Raw genomic sequence first — 17,176 nt, 5'->3', positions numbered from 1 at the left:
ATTAAAATGAGTACCTCTGCCCGAGAGAGTATGGAGTTTGATGTTGTTATTGTTGGCGGTGGGCCTTCAGGTTTGGCGGCTGCCATTCGCCTAAAGCAATTACGGCCACAAACTAGTATATGCCTTATCGAAAAAGGCGCTGAGATTGGTGCTCATATTTTATCGGGGGCTGTTATTGAATCCCGTGCTCTTGAAGAGCTTTTTCCGGATTGGAGCACCCTTGGCGCCCCTTTAACGACACCGGTAACTCAGGATAATTTTTATTTTTTAACCCGTACTATGGGGATCAAAATTCCATTACTTGGGGTGGTTATGCCTTACCTGAATAATCATGGCAATTTTGTTGTAAGCCTTGGCGATGTATGCCGATGGTTAGCTCAGCAAGCAGAAGGGTTGGGTGTTGATATCTTTCCGGGGTTTGCTGGTGCACACCTGTTGATAGAGGATGGCCATGTTGTTGGAGTTGGTACAGGCGATATGGGGGTTGAAAAAGGGGGGCAGCAAGGCCCTAATTTTACCCCCGGTATAGATTTAAAGGCCACCTTCACCCTTTTTGCCGAAGGGTGCCGTGGCTCCCTGACCCGGCATGTGGTAGAGACATTCAAATTACGCGAACATTCTGACCCCCCAACCTATGGGCTGGGCATTAAAGAGGTCTGGGAAATTCCAAGAGAACAGCATAAACCAGGTTATGTGCAGCATACGGTCGGTTGGCCTTTGGATTCCCATACTTATGGGGGCTCTTGGCTCTATCATTTTGGGGAAAATCTCGTTTCCTACGGTCTGGTGATTGGTCTGGATTACGCCAATACGTGGCTTTCTCCTTTTGAGGAGATGCAGCGCCTTAAAAATCACCCCATCTTGCGCAAGCACTTGCAGAATGGAAAGCGTATTGCTTATGGGGCCCGTGCGCTCAGCGAAGGCGGGATTCAGTCCCTTCCCACTTTGGCATTTCCAGGAGGTGCTTTGGTAGGGGATACGGCAGGCTTTATGAATGTACCAAAAATTAAGGGCACTCATACCGCTATGAAATCGGGCATTTTAGCTGCAGAAAGTGTGGCTGAGGCACTGGATGGAAATCTGACCGATCTTTCTGCCTATCAAGAGAAAATTAAAAACTCCTGGTTATGGAAGGAACTACAGACAGCCCGCAATGTTAGGCCCTCTTTTTCACGGTTTGGCAATTATGGGGGAATGGTCTATTCAGGGATAGATTCCCTTTTATTTCGTGGTCATGCCCCTTGGACATTTCATCACCCGCATGCCGATAATACCACTCTCAAAAAAGCATCGGATAGTTCTAAGATTGCTTATCCCAAACCTGATAATGTTATAACTTTTGATAAATTGTCTTCCCTCTATCTTGCCAATCTTTCTCACGATGAGAATCAGCCCGTACATTTAAAGGTAGAGAGTGAAGAAACATGGCTTAAAACCAATTGGGATTTATACGGCTCGCCCGAAAGCCGTTATTGTCCGGCGGCTGTTTATGAAGCGGTAGATATACAAACCGCGCCTAAATTGCGAATAAACGCCCAAAATTGTGTCCAATGTAAAACCTGTGATATTAAAGATCCTTCACAGAATATAGAATGGATCCCTCCTGAGGGAGGGAGCGGCCCTAACTACCCAAGTGGTATGTAATTCCCTATAAGGGTGTGAGTTTTTGTATTTTTAATCTCGATGGTAATGTGTTCCTTATGAAGCTTCTTGTTCCTGTAAAACGTGTTGTGGATTACAACATTAAACCCCGTATTAAGCCAGATAACTCTGGTGTTGAAATGAATGGCATTAAAATGTCGATGAACCCTTTTGATGAAATAGCGCTAGAGGAAGCTATTCGTTTGAAGGAAAAAGGCGTGGCAAAAGAGGTTGTTGCTGTTACCATTGGCCCTCAGGTCTGCCAGGACGTTTTAAGGACGGCCATGGCCCTTGGAGCAGACCGTGCCATACTGGTTTTAACTGAAGAGTCCCCCGAACCAAGGGCGGTGGCCAAGCTTTTAAAAGCAGTGATAGAAAAAGAGGGCCCCTCTCTGACGATTTTGGGAAAACAGGCTATTGATGATGATATGAACGCAACAGGGCAAATGTTAGCAGGGTATTTGCAGTGGCCTCAGGCAACTTTTGCCAGTCATGTTGAGTTGGATTCTACCCATGTAAGGGTAACTGTGGAAGTAGATGCAGGCCAGGAAGTTGTAAGAATGCCTCTTCCTGCCGTAATAACGGCGGATCTGCGTTTAAATGAGCCGCGTTTTGCTTCTCTTCCCAAAATTATGCAAGCTCGTAAAAAACCGATCGACTCTCTAACACCGGCCGATCTTGGGGTTGATGTTTCTCCCCGGCTTGAGGTTCTTTCGGTAGAAGAGCCGCCAGCCCGTAAAGCTGGCATTATTGTTTCCACAGTGGAGGACCTTGTAGAAAAACTCCGAAATGAAGCAAAGGTGCTATAGAAATGGCTATTTTGGTTTTTCTTGAGTACGAAGGCAATAATCTTCGTCCCTCTTCCTACTCTGCGGTACAGGCGGCTACCCTGATTGGAGAAGAGGTTCATGCCTTTTTGGCAGGAACTGACTCCACCCTTTCTACGGAGGTTGTTGGGGCTGCTTGCCGGATTAAAGGGCTTAAAAAGGTTTTACTTTGTAAGCACGAGGCTTTTGGTCACATGCTGGCAGAGCCTTTGGCAGCTCAGGCTGCAGCTTTGGCAGAAAATTATACCCATATTCTGGCCGCTTCCTCCTCAGTTAGCCGGGCTTTTATGCCCCGTCTTGCTGCTCTCTTGGATGTACAGCCCATTTCCGATGTTGTTGCTATACAAAATCCAACCACCTTTAAACGGCCTATGTATGCAGGAAGTGTTATGGCAACTGTTTGTTCCCATGATGAAAAACAGGTGCTAACGATCCGTCATTCCAGTTTTGGTACGGCAGAAAAAGATTCAGAACAAGTACCTGTCGAGCCAGTTGAAATAGCCGATTTACCTGTAAAAACAGAGTTTGTTTCGGTTAAACTGTCTGAATCTGAGCGCCCGGAACTTGAAAATGCCCGTGTGGTCATTTCAGGAGGAAGAGGGTTACAGAATGAGGAAAATTTCCATCTTTTGGAGCCATTAGCTGATAAACTGAATGCCGCCATAGGAGCTTCGCGTGCAGCTGTAGATGCGGGGTATGTTTCCAATGAGTATCAGGTCGGGCAAACTGGTAAGATTGTAGCTCCCGAACTCTATATTGCTATTGGCATATCAGGAGCTATTCAGCATATAGCGGGGATAAAAGAAAGCAGGGTTATTGTTGCTATTAATAAAGATCCCGATGCGCCCATTTTCCAGGTGGCTGATTATGGAATGGTAGGAGATTTATTTGAAATTCTTCCTAAATTAGAGAAGATTATATAAAGTTTTTACCAAGTAACTAAAAATTGAACACTATAAAGCAGGTTTCTAGTCGTGACTAGAAGCCTGTTTTTTGTTTTATATATAAAAAGGGATGGTTTTTGTTGGAGGCTGTTGTTTTTATTCATTATAAAATCAGGACAACTCTTATTAAACTATTAGTTACCTAAAGAATAAAAACGGTAAGTAAAGGTATAAAACAAATACAATTACTTATCAAACTCTATTTTAGTCTATAAAATTCTTATTAAAATAAGAATTTTATATTAAAAACTATAATATTTATTGGTTTTTTTTAATTATTTTTAAATCTTAAGAAAAAAAATAAAGTAAAATTAATTTTTATATTTGTTTTTTATCTTGACGTTTTTATGGTAAGTAACCATTTCATTAAAATAAAATATGGAGAAGCTCCCTGTCCTATTGCTTACCTATAAGCACGAAAGGGAGAAATGCTCAGCAGCTGTGTTTTTTTCAGGGATATATTTCTATCATGCTTGTGCGTCAACACCTTTCAGGACTTTCGTTGAGAGATCTAGAATATGCTCTCGCTGTGGCCGACCAACGACATTTTGGTCGTGCAGCTTCCCAATGTGGCGTAAGCCAACCGGGCCTTTCTGAACAGATAAGAAAATTAGAAGGTTTATTGGGAACGGCTCTGTTTGAAAGATCTCGTAACCAGATTAAAATCACCCCTAAAGGAGAGGTTCTGCTTGAACAGGCTCGCGTTATTGTGCGTGAAAGCCGTAGCCTTTTGGAAATTGCCCGTTCAGAATCAGAAATGTTTTCGGCCCCTTTGCATATTGGGGTTATTCCGACATTAGGGCCTTATTATATCCCCCATATTTTACCCTATTTGAGAAAAGAATTTCCCAATATGAGTTTACGCCTTCATGAAGGGCAAACTGCTTTATTGCTGGAAAAACTTAAACATGGGAAGCTTGATATTCTTATTCTTGCTTTACCGGTAGAGCTTGAAAACCTTATAACAGAGCCTTTATTCTTTGAACCTTTCCGGCTCATGGTCCCTAAAGGGCATCCGCTTGAGGGGGCATATCCTGTTAACCCAAAAGATTTACCTATAAACGACTTGCTTTTGCTTGAGGAAGGTCATTGCTTGCGGACACAAGCCCTTTCCTTTTGTAGCCAGGTTTCGCATTCAGAGCGTAAAATTCGCTATGCTTCGAGTTTAGAAATGCTAAGGCATATGATTGCTGCTGGCGAGGGGTATTCCCTTATGCCGTCCATGGCGGTAAAACAAATGGATTACCTTAATGGGATGGATAAGCTTGTTCATCTCCAGGATTTTCCAAAAGATCAGCAAATTGGTCGTACGATTGGGCTGGTTTGGAGAAATACTGACCCAAGGAAAAAACATTTCGTGAAACTCTCTGAGTTTTTACGGGATTATACAAAGAGTAAGCTCATGTTTGATCTGCCGTCACAGCTGAAAAAACATGTTGTTAATGTTGAAAAAGATGCCGTAGTATCATAAGCAATGATTTAATTTTGATTTTGTGGAAGAGCCATGAAGTTTTTAAAAAAAAAGCAAAAAGACGAAATCCACGAAAGCCAGAGAGCTCCAGATATTTCTAAAGATTCGCCTTATCTGAATGTTCCTAAGCTTATTTTGTTGCATATCTTTCTTTTAACTCTCATCGTTGTTCTCTCTTGGGTAAACTGGAGCTTGCCGCAACGATAAGGCGTTAAGTGAGTATTTACAAAAAGGCCCGCTATTGTTTTACTTGAATTGTGTTATAATATAACATGATACAGTTGAAAAATTATAGCGTGGCCTGGTGTGGTGGTTTTCAGAAAATTTAAAACGTTTTTACTCTATAGTCTTATCGCTTGCTGGTGCTTGGAGGGAATAAGGTCTGTTCAAGCTCAAGAGTCCTCCCCAAACATAAAGGTTATAAGCTCCCTGAGGGTTTATAGCGATATAGCCCAGCAAATTGGCGGTCGCTTTGTGCACTCTGAAGCCATTCTCAGTGGTAGTCTTCAGGACCCCCATCTTTTTGAGTTACCCCCTATGGCGGTAAAAACTATCGAACATGGGGCAGTGTTTATAAGAAATGGGATGGGCTATGATAACTGGTTTGAAAAAATATTGACCTCTCATGTTATCTCGCGCGATAAAATGATCTGTGTGAGTTGCTTTCTGGCTTTAAAAGAAAATACCAACCCGCATTTGTGGTTTTCTGTGCCAGATATGAAAAAATTAGCCATTCGGTTATCAGAAAAATTTTCGGCCCTTCTTCCAACCCAAAAGGTTGTCTTTGCTGATAACTTGGCTCGATTTGAGAAGGCCCTGGATAAAATAGAAGAGAAGCAGCAGGAGATTCGCCAGCGTTTCTCGGGTTTATCCTATGCGGCGACAGAGCCGGTTTTTAATATCATGCTGGATAGTTTAGGGTTTCATACCATAAACCTGCCTTTTCAAATGGCGATGATGAATGAAACAGAACCTTCCCCGCAAGAGATTGCCTTGCTTGAAATGGCAATCCAGTCTCATAAAATAAGATTATTTTTTTATAATACACAAGTTATAACCCCATTAAGTACAAAAATAACGGTTATGGCAAAGGAGGCCCGTATTCCTGTTATTGGCGTTTCAGAAAGCTTACCTGTGGATAAAAACTATCAGGATTGGATGAATCTTCTTTTAAATACCCTCGTTGAGGAGTTACAAAAAAAGTGAATTCTGTTTATCCTTCTATCGAAGGGTGCCATCTGACCTTACGCCATGGGAGTAGGACTATTGTTGAAGATACCTCCTTTAAAATTTCAGATGGCGCTTTCGTGGGGTTAATTGGTCATAATGGGGCAGGAAAAACCACCCTTATAAAGGCGTTGTTGAATTTACATCCTCTTTATCGAGGGGAGATCAAAATAAAAGGGGTTCCCCTTTCAAAAAAATTACAAACGTCTATGGCCTATCTTCCGCAAAACCTGCCCTTTATTCCTTTAAGTGGATATAGCCTTCTATCCTTGGCTTGTCAGAAGTTAGGGGGTCTTTTCTTTTTTTCTCGCCACCAGGAAAAAGAGAAAATCGATGCTGTCCTTTCCTTTGTAAATGGGCATCACTTTGCAAAGAGGCCTGTTTCTTCTCTTTCCGGGGGGGAACGCCAGAGAATATTCTTGGCCTTGGCTTTATTATCTCAGCCGAAAGTGCTGATCCTTGACGAACCTTTCTCAAGCCTTGATCCTGCTCAGGCCGAAAATATCCTAGCTCTCCTCCAGAAAATTAATATAGAGCGTCAAACGACCATTCTATGCTCTACCCATCAGATATTTTCTCTAGCCTCTGTGGTGACCGATATTTTATGTTTAAAAGCGCAAAAGGCCATTATTGGCAAGACAGAAACCATTCTTCATTCCTCTCTTCTTGCAGAAATTTATGGCTTGCCAGAGCGTGTTCTCAAAACCATGTAAGACGAGCCCAACCCATGAGGTAACCTGATAGAACGCCTTTTTTAGCGTCAGGGTACCAAGTTTTAATAGGTTAAAAACACAGAAATGTTTGAGTTTGAGTTTATGAGATATGCCTTTCTGGCAGCGACCGTTATTTCTGTGCTTTGTGGCATAACGGGGTATTTCCTGGTGATAAGGCAGCAGAATTTTTCAGCCCATGCCTTAGCTCATATAGGTTTTGCAGGGGCCACTGGTGCGGCTTTAGTGGGTATTTCATCCTTTTTGGGCATTATTACCTTTACCCTTCTGGGTGGAATGGTCATTGGGGGGTTTGACAGTTCCTCTCATTTTCGAAGGGATATTATCACAGGTTTGACCTTATCTTTTTCCTTAGGATTGGGAACCTTATTTTTATATTTTTATCCAGGATACGCCACCAAAATTACCTCCTTAATGTTTGGGAATATTTTTGGGATGAGCAAAAATGATCTTTTTTTACTCTATCTTCTTGCTCTGGTTTGCGGGGGGATGATTATCATTGCTTTCAAACCCTTGCTCTATACCTCCTTACTCCCAGAAATTTCCCGATCGCAGGGGTTTTCTCCGCGCTTTTGGTCGATCATTTTTTTGTCGTTGCTCTCTATTACTGTTTCGGAATGTGCGCAGATCACGGGAATATTGCTGGTGTTTACCTTGTTGGTTGGCCCGGCAGCTTCTGCCTTGAATTTGAGTGTACATCCCATGAAGGCGATTGGCCTTTCCGTGCTTATGGCTCTAGGGTGTTCATGGGGGGGTATTGCGCTTTCCTGGTATAGTGATTGGCCCGTTTCTTTCTGGATTAGTTTTTTAAGCCTTATGGCCTATCTGCTCTCTCTCTTATTCATGAAGGTTGGAAGGCAAGGATATTTCTATAAATAAAAAACCATTTTAAAGAAGGATATGAAAAACTAAATATTGTGCTGATGATGGGGATACAGTAAGGTTTTTAGAAAAATTAATAATTAAAAAACCTTTTGGCTTTGGTTATTTTAAATCACTTATGGGTCTTTATATGGTTGGTCTTACATCGAAAATTCTCCGTAATACACGCCATATTCTCATTGTCACCGGTTTGTCTGGAGCCGGTAAGTCTTCCATATTACGAATTTTGGAAGATATTGGTTTTGAAGTGGTCGATAATGCCCCACTTTCTCTTCTTGAATCGATGATTTTAAGCTCTGAGCGTTCTATGGCTGTTGGTGTGGATGTGAGAACATCGGGCTTTAATGCCGAGCATCTTCTCGCCCTTATTCATACTTTGCGCATGAATCCCCAACTTGCTGTGGAATTGGTCTACGCTACAGCTGAAGAAGCCGTTCTTCTCAGGCGGTTTACAGCAACGCGAAGGCGGCATCCTTTAGCTGATCATGGAAGTGTGACTGTAACCGAAGGGATAGAGGCAGAAACCCAGCAGCTTCTCCCCTTAAGGGAAGCAGCAGAAGTGGTCATTGATACGTCTGACCTGCCGCCACCAGAGTTAAGGTTGTTGATTGAAGGGCGCTATGAGCACCGTTTTAAAAACGAGCAAAAGGGTCTCACCGTTTCTTTTATGTCTTTTGCTTTTCCTGCTGGCCTTCCCCGGGAGGCTGATATGGTTTTTGATGCCCGATTCCTAAAAAATCCCTATTACGATGCAGATCTTTCCGAAAAAACTGGCCTAGATTCAGATGTGGTCGCGTATATCAAGAAAGATCTTGATTATGAGCAGTTTATCAATCAGGTAGAAGGCCTTCTCAAGCTGGTTTTGCCACGTTTTGTTACGGAAGGAAAAAAATATGCCACCATCGCTGTGGGATGTTCAGGCGGGCGGCATCGTTCAGTCAGCATCGTTGAGGATCTGGCTCGGCGTTTTTCCCAAGACCACAAAGAGTCAACCCCCTTTTTAGGTGAGCCCATCTATATTAACATTATGCATAGAGAGCTTGCCAGAAAGGGCAAAGGGGGCTGGCGTACTCTTTCACCCTGAAAAGAGTTTATAGAGTTTCTGCCGTCATTTTACTAAAAAGTAAAATGGAGGCTAGAATGGTTTTATTTTTTCTGTTTTTAAATTGATGAGAGAGTAACGTATGAGTCAGGCGGTAAAACCAATCCAGCGCGCCCTTATTTCTGTTTCTGATAAAACGGGCCTGATAGAATTGGCTCAGGCTTTGGTAGAAAATCAGTGCGAAATTCTTTCCACAGGGGGGTCTGCCAGGGTTTTGCGCGAGGCTGGTATTGCTGTTAAGGATGTCTCAGATCATACGGGTTTTCCTGAAATTCTCGATGGCCGGGTAAAAACCTTGGTGCCTCAAATTCATGGGGGCATATTGGGCCAACGAGCCAATACCCACCATATCCAGCAGATGAAAGAGCATAATATTTCCCCAATAGATTTGGTTTGTGTGAATTTATACCCTTTTGAACAAACTGTTCTCTCAGGGGCTGGGAAAGAAGAGTGTATCGAGAACATTGATATTGGAGGCCCCGCACTTATCCGTGCAGCAGCTAAAAATCACGAGGATGTTGTTGTTTTAACGGAGCCGGCTCAATATAAGGAATTTTTAGAGATTTTTACAAGCAGCTATGGCACCACTCTTGCCCAGCGAAGGCAATGGGCAGGAAAGGCCTATGCTTTTACAGCCCTTTATGATGCCACGATTGCGGAATGGTTTGCTAAGGGGCAGCACGATGATGAGTTGCCAAAAACTCTCTTCATTCATGCTCAGCGTGAGCATCTCTTGCGTTATGGGGAAAATCCTCACCAAAAGGCAGCCTTTTATCGGAAATCTGCCTTCAGTTTTGGGGTCGCATCTGCCCGCCAATTACAGGGAAAGGAGCTTTCTTATAACAACATTAACGACACGAACGCCGCTTTTGAGGCGGTTGCGGAGTTTGATGAGCCTGCGGTTGTGGTGGTTAAGCATGCCAACCCGTGTGGGGTTGCCGTTTCTCATTCTTTACTTTCCGCGTGGGAGTTAGCTTATCGTTGTGATCCGGTTTCTGCTTTTGGAGGAATTGTGGCAACCAATCGATCTTTGGATGAAAAAACGGCTCTTTCTCTTTCAGAAATTTTCACAGAAGTTGTGATAGCGCCTGATATTACTGAAGAGGCCCAGGCTGTTTTGCAAAAAAAGAAAAACTTGCGTGTATTGGTTACGGGCGGCATGCCTGATCCCGCCCGTACAGATAGAGTGTTGCATTCTGTCAGTGGGGGTTTTCTGCTTCAAAGCCAGGATAATGGCATTGTTGGAGAAGACGATCTGAAAACGGTTACTAAAAGAAAACCGACCCTTCAGGAAGTTCAGGATATGCTTTTTGCTTTCAAGGTGTGCAAACATGTCAAATCTAATGCCATTGTTTATGCCAAAGACAAGGCAACAGTAGGCATTGGTGCAGGGCAGATGAGCAGAGTCGATTCTGTAAGGATAGCCCTGAATAAAAGCCGAGAAGTTTCAAGTAAGCTTCATTTACCAGACCCTTTAACCAAAGGAAGTGTAGTGGCATCAGACGCTTTTTTCCCTTTTGCAGATGGGGTTATGACTGCCATTGAAGCGGGGGCTACGGCTATTATCCAACCTGGTGGCTCTATTCGTGACCAGGAAGTGATTGATGCCGCCAATAAGGCCAATCTGGCTATGGTCTTTACGGGTATGCGTCATTTCAGGCATTAAAAAACCGTCCATATCAGCTTTTTTGTCCTCTACCAGCTTTTTGGGAAAGAATAAGCTGCTATGGGCTTGTGTCTATACTTTTTGGGTTGCTGGTGGTCTATAGCTTTTCCATGGTTGTAACATATCCCTATTTTGTTTTATAGGCCCATAAGTTGGGTTTAAAATCGAATGGGGTAATTGGGTTTTCTGTGGTTTCCCTCATGTCTATCTTGTGGGTATGCCCGCATTAAAAAAATATAGACCCTCTACTGCCCTCTTTAATGGGTTATTCTTGTTGGCCGTTTCGGTTTTATTCCAAAGCTATTATGGGCTGATTTCTATGGCCAGTATAGGAGTGGGAAAAGGAGGCGAAGGCTATGGTTTTTTCATGTCTTTTTCACGAACGAAATCAATATCAGGGTTCCATAAAGGGTGGACTTTATCAGGAAGTTTAACTCTCTTGCGTTTAGAGGATTCCTTTAGCTCTTCATTTTCCCAGACCCAGCCATCGAAGAGGCCTTTATGTTTATCTCCCATTTCACCAATAATTTTTTTTAATAGGGTCCGTGCTGGCCCATCAATTTTTTGTGCTGTTTCCAGAAGTCTTTTTCCAATCAGTTGGTTTCTTTTTGCCTTAATGTCCTTGGTGGCGTTCTCTTTTTTGTTTTTGCCCTTGGGGGAGTCGTCTAGTTTTTTCTGATTACCCATTGGATCTATCCTTATGCCGATCGTCTATAAGGCCTTTCCATAATGAAAGTGTGCATAACTGATTTTCTCGTATGACGTGCTTTTTAGTCTATAGGGAAAGAACCCTATTTTTCAAGAAATTAAATTCTATGGCCGTTGAGTAAGCGCTCTATTTTGAGTAAACGCCCTATTTTAACGGGGAGTTTTAAAAAGCTTAAGGATCTGATCAATTTTTTGATATATTGAGCAGCCACCTCGGATAAGAAGAGCGATGGAAAAGATGGGTAAGGGAAATCAGCAATATTTAAACAGAGTCTCTCAAATGGAGGACTAAATCCGCAGTGAAGGAGGAGCTCTTGTATTTTTATAAGGGCCTGAAGGGTGATGTTTATAGAGAGATCCCGCTGAAATCTTAACAGATGTTGAGAGGTATCCAACGGATAGAGAAGATTTTACTGGCACGTAAAGGATGGTGGAACCAGGGGGAATCGAACCCCCGACCTCCTCATTGCGAACGAGGCGCTCTCCCAACTGAGCTATGGCCCCTACTTTTGGCTTGTAATAATACGTCCTTACAAATATCGTATCGTTTTCTTCTGTCAAGGGATAGTGTGTTTTTTTATATCTGGCTATAACGGGTCATGCTTTTTGTAAGTGGGGAGGAATAAAGCAGTGATTACTGCTGTGTTTAGTTTAATCATGTGGGTTGTCCAAGCCTATGTCTGGATATTACTTATTGCGTGTCTGTTTAGTGTTTTGTTTGGTTTTGGAATTGTTGATTGGCGAAATAGAACCTTATGGGCGGTGTATGAGTTTTTGCAAAAACTCACAGAACCCGTATTAAGTCAGGTCAGAAGGGTGGTCCCGCCTTTTGGGGGGTTGGATTTAAGCCCGCTTATTGTCCTTTTGGCTATTCAATATTTGCTTATGCCGTTTATTCGTTATTTATATATTGCCATCTTAACAGGCAGTACACGGGTATTTTTCCAGTAAAATACAAGACTTTTAAGGGTGATAAAAGTAGAGATGAGCCCCTCACCTTTTAGGATTGGGAATTAAAGCTGGCAGTTCTATAAGTAAAGGATTGTGCTGAGGGTGAGTGGGCCTGCTGTCCCTCCTTTTGGGTAATGGCAAGGATACGCTCATGATGGGGGGAGAGATGACAGACGGGATCTGTATGGGCGGCATCTCCCGTAAGGGCTAAAGCCTGACAACGGCATCCTCCCCAATCTATGGTTTTTCGATCACAAGATTGGCAAGGCTCCTTCATCCATTCCGTCCCTCGAAAGAGAGAAAACAAGGAAGAGTGATTCCAAATTTCAGCAAGGGAAGCATGTTTAATGGAAGGCACAGTAATATTGGGAATACTTTCTGCCGCATGACAGGGAAGAACGTTTCCACGAGGCGTCACATTGAGAAAACGCTGCCCCCAGCCTCCCATACAGGGTTTGGGAATATCTGTGTAGTAATCAGGGGTGACGTGGTCAATGACCATTCTATTTTTATAGAATTTATGCATATGGGCAATAAGAGCCTCTGCCTTTTGCACTTGCTCTAAGCTTGGCAGAAGAGCGGGGCGATTAATCAAGGCCCAACCATGATATTGAATATGGGCGATTTCTACGCGCCTGGCTCCTAGGGCATAGCCTAAGGCAAGCATGTCTTCAATCCGTTCAATATTGCCACGGTGCACAACAAAGTTGAGTGTCAGCGGAAAGCCAGCCTTTTTAATATCTTCTGCCGCCTGGAGTTTGCGGGGTTGAACAGCGCGCATGCCACTTAAAAGATCGGCTGCTTCAGGAAGGGTATCTTGGAAGGAAAGCTGGATATGATCAAGCCCGTTCTCTGCCAACTTTTCAAGCAGATCAGGGGTGAGTAAAAGGCCTGAAGTAATGAGATTGGTGTAAAGGTTAAGGTGGGCTGCAATTTTAACCAGTTCGACTAAATCGCTCCTTATGGTTGGCTCTCCACCCGAAAAATGGACCTGGAGAATCCCAAGATCTGCAGCCTGAGTGAGGATATCCTTCCACTGGTCTGTAGAAAGTTCCTCATTTCGTTTGGTCAGTTGTGTGGGGTTAGAGCAGTACGGGCAGCGCAATGGGCAAAGATAGGTCAGTTCTGCCAGAAGGCTCATTGGAGGTGAAGGATGTGTCATAAGGTAATGACCTGTAGGTTTAGCATTTCTTCCATAAGGTCTATAATATCGTGGGATATGGCTTCTTCTGAGGCATCGTACTGCTGGGCAAGGTGTTGGGCGATTTGGGCGATGGAACGCTGACCATCAATTTCTGAGAAAATGGCATGTGCTATGCTATCGAGAACAAACGCTCGTTCTGGAGCTTGAATCACCCATTGATTTCGTGCCCTGTCATGCTGAAGGCGAACACCGCGCGGTAATATGGGAATGGAGGCAGGGCTGATGAGAGAATGCATGAAAATACCTGTTCACCGCGGGACAAAAGCACCGGGAGGAAGGTGGCTTGGCGTACTATAGGAATAATCAAGGGCATCCAGCATGCTCCACAAAACATCGCATTTAAAGCGAAGGGCAGATAAAACAGCCTGTTGCTGGTCGGCAGTAATGGCATGTTTTTTAACATAATCAAGTGCAAAGGCAGAATCTTTAGGGGCCTGGGTTAGGCGAGGAGTAAAATAGGCCAGGCTTTCTTGGGTAATAAAATCATAATGTTTCAGCATGCCTTCAACCCGAGAACTAATAATGTCCGGCGAAAATAACTCGGTTAATGAAGAAGCAATGGCAAGGAGAAGTGGCTTTTCCCTGACATAGTTAATATAGGATTCCACTGAAAAACGGGTAATAGGCAAGGCTCCTTCCATGGAGATGACATACTCCCTCTCCAACCCCAGTGATGTGGTTAATTTTAACCACCGTTCAATTCCTCCAGCACTTTTTTCATCGCCATCATGGTCAACAATACGCCTTCTCCATTCCTTTCGTCCTTCAATAGTTGGCATACGAGCGAGTATGTAGGCATCTTTAATGGGTATGGCGGCTTGATAGCAGTAACGATTGAGTGCCCAGGCCTGAATTTGCCCTTTTGTTAGCTTTCCGTCCGTCATCGCATGGTGGAAAGGATGATTACGGTGGTAACGTTCGGCGCCAATTTTGCGTAAGGCCTGCTCGAGTTCATCAGGCGTCATGAAAGGGTTATTCATAAATTATTCTCATTCCATCAAATGCCACATCCCATCCGGCTTGTTGTGTCAGACGATATTCAGGCGAGTCTTCAAGAAGGATGGGGTTAGAGTTATTAACATGTATAAAAATTTTTTGGTTAATCTTGATATGTTCAAATGCTTTTAAGGTGCCCTGATCGCCGTGAATGGACATATGGCCCATACGTTGGCCGGTTTTTTCACTTAATCCGGCTTTAATCATTTCATCATCGCGCCAGAGGGTGCCGTCGAAAAAAACGGCATCGGCCCCATATAAGCGCTGGGCAAGGGAAAGGGGGATAAAAGCGCAGCCAGGAATATAAAAAACCGTCTTTTTCCCATCTGTAATTTTTAGTCCGATCGTATCACCATTTTCGGTAATCGCTGCGGGATCTTCTTCCTTTTCAAGATAGAGAGGAACTTTACCCGGTACGGCAAAAGCTGTTATGGTTAAGCCGGAAGGGGCCCCATTTTTAAGGTTAAGCTCTTGGGGGTGTTCTAAGCGTAAAGTTTGGCGATTGACAAAATTGGGATCCAGTGCTGAAAAAATGGGATTACTCTGCAAAATGTGGAGCACTTCGGAAGTCGCTAAAAGATTAAAATGTTCGCGTTCTCGTAAGGTCAACAAGCCTGCCACAACATCGACCTCTCCCCCTGTGAGGATAACTCCAGCGATAGGAGTTGAGCGCTTGCCTTCTTTAGGGGTAAGCTCTTGAGTGGCCAAGATTTGAGAGCGTAAATCCGGTGATGCATTGATAATAAACCAATGTTCATGATCAGCACTAACAGCAATGGAGGCTTGTGTACGATATTTAGCAAAAGGGTCATGATTACGTACCCTTTGGCTTGCCAAGCTATTACAGTTCCACTGAGGAAATCCACCACCGGCAGCAGAACCCAAAACGATGATTTCCATCATAGTAAAAAACCGCCTTATAAAGGCGGCCTTTTTTTATTTTTTCTGGCCACAAACGTAGCTGTTGATTTCTCCACCAAGAGAGATTTCTTTTACAGAAGGTTTTTTCCAAGCCATTCTCTTATCCTTTCATAAAAATAAATTCTTAACGATATTATAGAGTTTAGCACGAATAATTCAAGCTGTTGTTTTTTGGGCAACCTTCTCTCTTGCCGAAGTTTTTTGAAACAAAGGGTAAAGAAGGGTTAGGAAAAGCCAAGAAAGAGGATAACGCAAAACTTAATAGTGTGTGTTCATTTTATATTGATAAGGTTAGGATCAGGGAAGTTCTCTCAATGAGAAGTCTTTGGAAGTCTTTTTGCTTAACCAAAAGCTGCCACAGGGTAGTCTACGCACGGTGGATAAAGAAATTAGATCATGAGTGATGAAAAAATTCAGGCCAACCAACCTTATGAGGTTAAGCAACAGAAAAAGGCTATAGAAGCTGTAAAAAAAACCTCTTTTGGCTTTAACAAGGTCTGCCTTTTGATTTTAACATTGCTGGCCATTTTTTACACTTTGCATTTTGCAGCATCCATTATACTGCCCTTTGTATTGGCTTTGGTTTTAAATTTACTTTTTGCGCCTCTAATGCGGTTTTTTCATAAAAGAGCAAAACTTCCCAAGCCTTTAGCTGCTATTTTTCTTATTATTGTGTTGTTCGTTGTTGTTAGTGCCATTGGCACGGCCATTTCTGTTCCTGCGGCACGGTGGATAGCGAAAATTCCCGATAGCCTGCCCATATTAGAGGCGAAGCTATCCATTCTTAAGGGGCCTGTTCATATCCTTCAGGATGGGTATAACCGACTCCAATTTATCATTGACCAAAAAATCTTTACCGAGACTCCCCGCCTCCAGCCTTCAATTATTACCAAAGGTAATAGCTCGGAGCTGTTAACCTTAGGGTCTTCTGTCTTGTCCGGAACAGGTGAACTCCTGTTTGAAATGTTCACCATGCTGATTCTTCTCTTTTTTCTGCTTGCTGAAGGCGATAGCCTTTTGTGGCGTGTGGTGGAGATTATGCCCACAGTGCTAGAAAAGAAAAGACTGATTCATATTGTAGGTGAAATTGAGAGAAATGTTTCTATCTACTTGGTCACCATAACGATTATGAATATTCTGGTGGGATTGGCCAATATGATCCAATGTTGGGTTTTAGGAATGCCAAACCCATTATTGTGGGGGGTATTGGCTTTTTTGCTTAATTATATTCCCATTATTGGGCCAGGGGTAGGCATTGTTATTTACTTTTTTGTAGGGCTCTTTGCTTTTCCCACTCTTCTTATGGCGTTTATACCGCCCTTAATTTATTTTTTCATTCATTTGGTTGAAGGCGAAACTTTAACCCCCATGTTGCTGGCAAAAAGATTTACCTTAAATCCCGTTATGGTTATGGCATCCCTGATGTTTTGGGATTGGCTATGGGGTATTTCAGGGGCTTTTCTTTCCTTACCCATGTTGGCTGTACTAAAGATTTTATGTGATAATATTAATTTCCTAACCCCTATAGGGCATATTTTAGGAGGCCCTGCTCAACCGACCTCGCTTCGGACTTTGGTTAAAGGACGTTAGGTGGGCTGTGAATGGTGAGGAATTCTCTGTCTTCCTTCTGCAAATTTGTTATCTGCTCCATTTTCTGCTGTTAACCACCCATTGCGCCATGAATGAACAGAACCCTTACTCACATTATTTCCCGAATTTTGGGGCAGTCTTTGTGAGGGGAACTTTTTTACCAGTTTTTGCAGGGATGCTGCATTTTAGGAAATTCTCTAAGTGATAAGCTCGGGTTTTCAATCATATCGGGCTTTAATATTGGGTTTTTTTAATATATCAGAACCGGTTTTACTTACCATCGAATATGCTTTCATATGGCACGCCAATTTGAGT

Annotated in this window: 17 protein-coding genes and 1 tRNA gene; 11 read left to right on the top strand and 7 right to left on the bottom strand. The window is 43.1% G+C overall.

All coding sequences use genetic code 11. The annotated features are described in order from the left end of the window. The first annotated feature begins 6 nt into the window (after nt 1-6). From JGUZn3_RS02675 to purH, 9 genes are all read left to right on the top strand, one after another. On the top strand, nt 7-1,644 hold the full coding sequence (locus JGUZn3_RS02675) for an electron transfer flavoprotein-ubiquinone oxidoreductase (protein ID WP_203414206.1): 1,638 nt from the start codon (nt 7-9) through the stop codon (nt 1,642-1,644). 56 nt (nt 1,645-1,700) lie between these two features. Further along, nucleotides 1,701-2,450 (top strand): electron transfer flavoprotein subunit beta/FixA family protein, encoded by a 750-nt coding sequence (locus tag JGUZn3_RS02670; protein ID WP_203414205.1) that lies wholly within the window; start codon nt 1,701-1,703, stop codon nt 2,448-2,450. A gap of 2 nt (nt 2,451-2,452) precedes the next feature. Then, a complete protein-coding gene (locus JGUZn3_RS02665; RefSeq protein ID WP_203414204.1) occupies nt 2,453-3,391 on the top strand; it encodes an electron transfer flavoprotein subunit alpha/FixB family protein in 939 nt (312 codons plus the stop codon). 490 nt (nt 3,392-3,881) lie between these two features. Further along, nucleotides 3,882-4,883: a LysR substrate-binding domain-containing protein gene (locus JGUZn3_RS02660; RefSeq protein ID WP_203414203.1), complete on the top strand. Its 1,002-nt coding sequence runs from the start codon at nt 3,882-3,884 to the stop codon at nt 4,881-4,883. Nucleotides 4,884-5,189: 306 nt separating this feature from the next. Next, complete coding sequence (locus JGUZn3_RS02655; RefSeq protein WP_338030779.1) at nt 5,190-6,089, top strand: metal ABC transporter solute-binding protein, Zn/Mn family; 900 nt, start codon at nt 5,190-5,192, stop codon at nt 6,087-6,089. Then, the gene (locus tag JGUZn3_RS02650) at nt 6,086-6,823 is read left to right on the top strand and encodes a metal ABC transporter ATP-binding protein (protein ID WP_203414201.1); all 738 of its coding nucleotides are present in this window, start codon (nt 6,086-6,088) and stop codon (nt 6,821-6,823) included. Before JGUZn3_RS02655 ends, JGUZn3_RS02650 begins: the two co-directional genes overlap by 4 nt. Before the next feature lie 102 nt (nt 6,824-6,925). Continuing rightward, a complete protein-coding gene (locus tag JGUZn3_RS02645) occupies nt 6,926-7,720 on the top strand; it encodes a metal ABC transporter permease (RefSeq protein ID WP_203414200.1) in 795 nt (264 codons plus the stop codon). A gap of 133 nt (nt 7,721-7,853) precedes the next feature. Further along, nucleotides 7,854-8,807: an RNase adapter RapZ gene (rapZ, locus tag JGUZn3_RS02640; protein ID WP_203414199.1), complete on the top strand. Its 954-nt coding sequence runs from the start codon at nt 7,854-7,856 to the stop codon at nt 8,805-8,807. 100 nt (nt 8,808-8,907) lie between these two features. Beyond that, complete coding sequence (gene purH / locus JGUZn3_RS02635) at nt 8,908-10,491, top strand: bifunctional phosphoribosylaminoimidazolecarboxamide formyltransferase/IMP cyclohydrolase (protein ID WP_203414198.1); 1,584 nt, start codon at nt 8,908-8,910, stop codon at nt 10,489-10,491. Between the two features lie 354 nt (nt 10,492-10,845). Here purH and JGUZn3_RS02630 read toward each other — a convergent pair whose 3' ends face one another. Together JGUZn3_RS02630 and JGUZn3_RS02625 are read right to left on the bottom strand one after the other, a co-directional pair. Next, nucleotides 10,846-11,178 carry a hypothetical protein gene (locus tag JGUZn3_RS02630; RefSeq protein WP_203414197.1) on the bottom strand — a complete coding sequence of 111 codons (333 nt, stop codon included), beginning with the start codon at nt 11,176-11,178 and terminating at the stop codon, nt 10,846-10,848. A gap of 449 nt (nt 11,179-11,627) precedes the next feature. Next, nucleotides 11,628-11,703 (bottom strand) — tRNA-Ala (locus JGUZn3_RS02625). Between the two features lie 126 nt (nt 11,704-11,829). On the opposite strand from JGUZn3_RS02625, the gene JGUZn3_RS02620 reads away from it, so the two are divergent. Then, entirely contained in the window at nt 11,830-12,150 is a 321-nt protein-coding gene (locus JGUZn3_RS02620; RefSeq protein ID WP_203414196.1) for a YggT family protein, read from the top strand. A 49-nt stretch (nt 12,151-12,199) separates the two neighbouring features. On the opposite strand, the gene pqqE is transcribed toward JGUZn3_RS02620, so the two are convergent. Genes pqqE through pqqA form a run of 5 tightly spaced genes read right to left on the bottom strand, consistent with a single transcriptional unit; the run spans nt 12,200 to nt 15,367 of the window. After that, nucleotides 12,200-13,312, bottom strand: coding sequence for a pyrroloquinoline quinone biosynthesis protein PqqE (gene pqqE, locus JGUZn3_RS02615; protein WP_203414195.1), 1,113 nt, complete (start codon nt 13,310-13,312; stop codon nt 12,200-12,202). Beyond that, nucleotides 13,309-13,590, bottom strand: coding sequence for a pyrroloquinoline quinone biosynthesis peptide chaperone PqqD (pqqD, locus tag JGUZn3_RS02610; protein ID WP_203414194.1), 282 nt, complete (start codon nt 13,588-13,590; stop codon nt 13,309-13,311). Before pqqD ends, pqqE begins: the two co-directional genes overlap by 4 nt. 12 nt (nt 13,591-13,602) lie before the next feature. Next, nucleotides 13,603-14,334 (bottom strand): pyrroloquinoline-quinone synthase PqqC, encoded by a 732-nt coding sequence (gene pqqC / locus JGUZn3_RS02605; RefSeq protein WP_203414193.1) that lies wholly within the window; start codon nt 14,332-14,334, stop codon nt 13,603-13,605. Next, nucleotides 14,327-15,253, bottom strand: a complete 927-nt coding sequence (pqqB, locus tag JGUZn3_RS02600) for a pyrroloquinoline quinone biosynthesis protein PqqB (RefSeq protein ID WP_203414192.1) — start codon at nt 15,251-15,253, stop codon at nt 14,327-14,329. The genes pqqC and pqqB overlap by 8 nt, the downstream gene beginning before the upstream one ends. Nucleotides 15,254-15,286: 33 nt before the next feature. Next, complete coding sequence (gene pqqA / locus JGUZn3_RS12785; protein ID WP_203414760.1) at nt 15,287-15,367, bottom strand: pyrroloquinoline quinone precursor peptide PqqA; 81 nt, start codon at nt 15,365-15,367, stop codon at nt 15,287-15,289. Nucleotides 15,368-15,667: 300 nt separating this feature from the next. Between pqqA and JGUZn3_RS02590 the strand changes: the two genes are divergently transcribed. Continuing rightward, a complete protein-coding gene (locus JGUZn3_RS02590) occupies nt 15,668-16,861 on the top strand; it encodes an AI-2E family transporter (protein ID WP_203414191.1) in 1,194 nt (397 codons plus the stop codon). Nucleotides 16,862-17,176 lie beyond the last annotated feature (315 nt).

Source organism: Entomobacter blattae (assembly GCF_014672835.1).
Classification (GTDB): Bacteria; Pseudomonadota; Alphaproteobacteria; order Acetobacterales; family Acetobacteraceae; genus Entomobacter; species Entomobacter blattae.
The sequence above is the reverse complement of the archived record's forward strand: the minus strand, read 5'-3'. Positions and strand labels throughout refer to the sequence as shown.

What these genes read in the sequence shown, in the direction of transcription:
- JGUZn3_RS02675 (WP_203414206.1), top strand. Translation starts at nt 7, where the DNA reads ATGAGTACCTCTGCCCGAGAGAGTATGGAGTTTGATGTTGTTATTGTT.
- JGUZn3_RS02670 (WP_203414205.1), top strand. Translation starts at nt 1,701, where the DNA reads ATGAAGCTTCTTGTTCCTGTAAAACGTGTTGTGGATTACAACATTAAA.
- JGUZn3_RS02665 (WP_203414204.1), top strand. Translation starts at nt 2,453, where the DNA reads ATGGCTATTTTGGTTTTTCTTGAGTACGAAGGCAATAATCTTCGTCCC.
- JGUZn3_RS02660 (WP_203414203.1), top strand. Translation starts at nt 3,882, where the DNA reads ATGCTTGTGCGTCAACACCTTTCAGGACTTTCGTTGAGAGATCTAGAA.
- JGUZn3_RS02645 (WP_203414200.1), top strand. Translation starts at nt 6,926, where the DNA reads ATGAGATATGCCTTTCTGGCAGCGACCGTTATTTCTGTGCTTTGTGGC.
- rapZ (WP_203414199.1), top strand. Translation starts at nt 7,854, where the DNA reads ATGGTTGGTCTTACATCGAAAATTCTCCGTAATACACGCCATATTCTC.
- purH (WP_203414198.1), top strand. Translation starts at nt 8,908, where the DNA reads ATGAGTCAGGCGGTAAAACCAATCCAGCGCGCCCTTATTTCTGTTTCT.
- JGUZn3_RS02630 (WP_203414197.1), bottom strand. Translation starts at nt 11,178, where the DNA reads ATGGGTAATCAGAAAAAACTAGACGACTCCCCCAAGGGCAAAAACAAA.
- pqqE (WP_203414195.1), bottom strand. Translation starts at nt 13,312, where the DNA reads ATGACACATCCTTCACCTCCAATGAGCCTTCTGGCAGAACTGACCTAT.
- pqqD (WP_203414194.1), bottom strand. Translation starts at nt 13,590, where the DNA reads ATGCATTCTCTCATCAGCCCTGCCTCCATTCCCATATTACCGCGCGGT.
- pqqC (WP_203414193.1), bottom strand. Translation starts at nt 14,334, where the DNA reads ATGAATAACCCTTTCATGACGCCTGATGAACTCGAGCAGGCCTTACGC.
- pqqB (WP_203414192.1), bottom strand. Translation starts at nt 15,253, where the DNA reads ATGATGGAAATCATCGTTTTGGGTTCTGCTGCCGGTGGTGGATTTCCT.
- pqqA (WP_203414760.1), bottom strand. Translation starts at nt 15,367, where the DNA reads ATGGCTTGGAAAAAACCTTCTGTAAAAGAAATCTCTCTTGGTGGAGAA.
- JGUZn3_RS02590 (WP_203414191.1), top strand. Translation starts at nt 15,668, where the DNA reads ATGAGTGATGAAAAAATTCAGGCCAACCAACCTTATGAGGTTAAGCAA.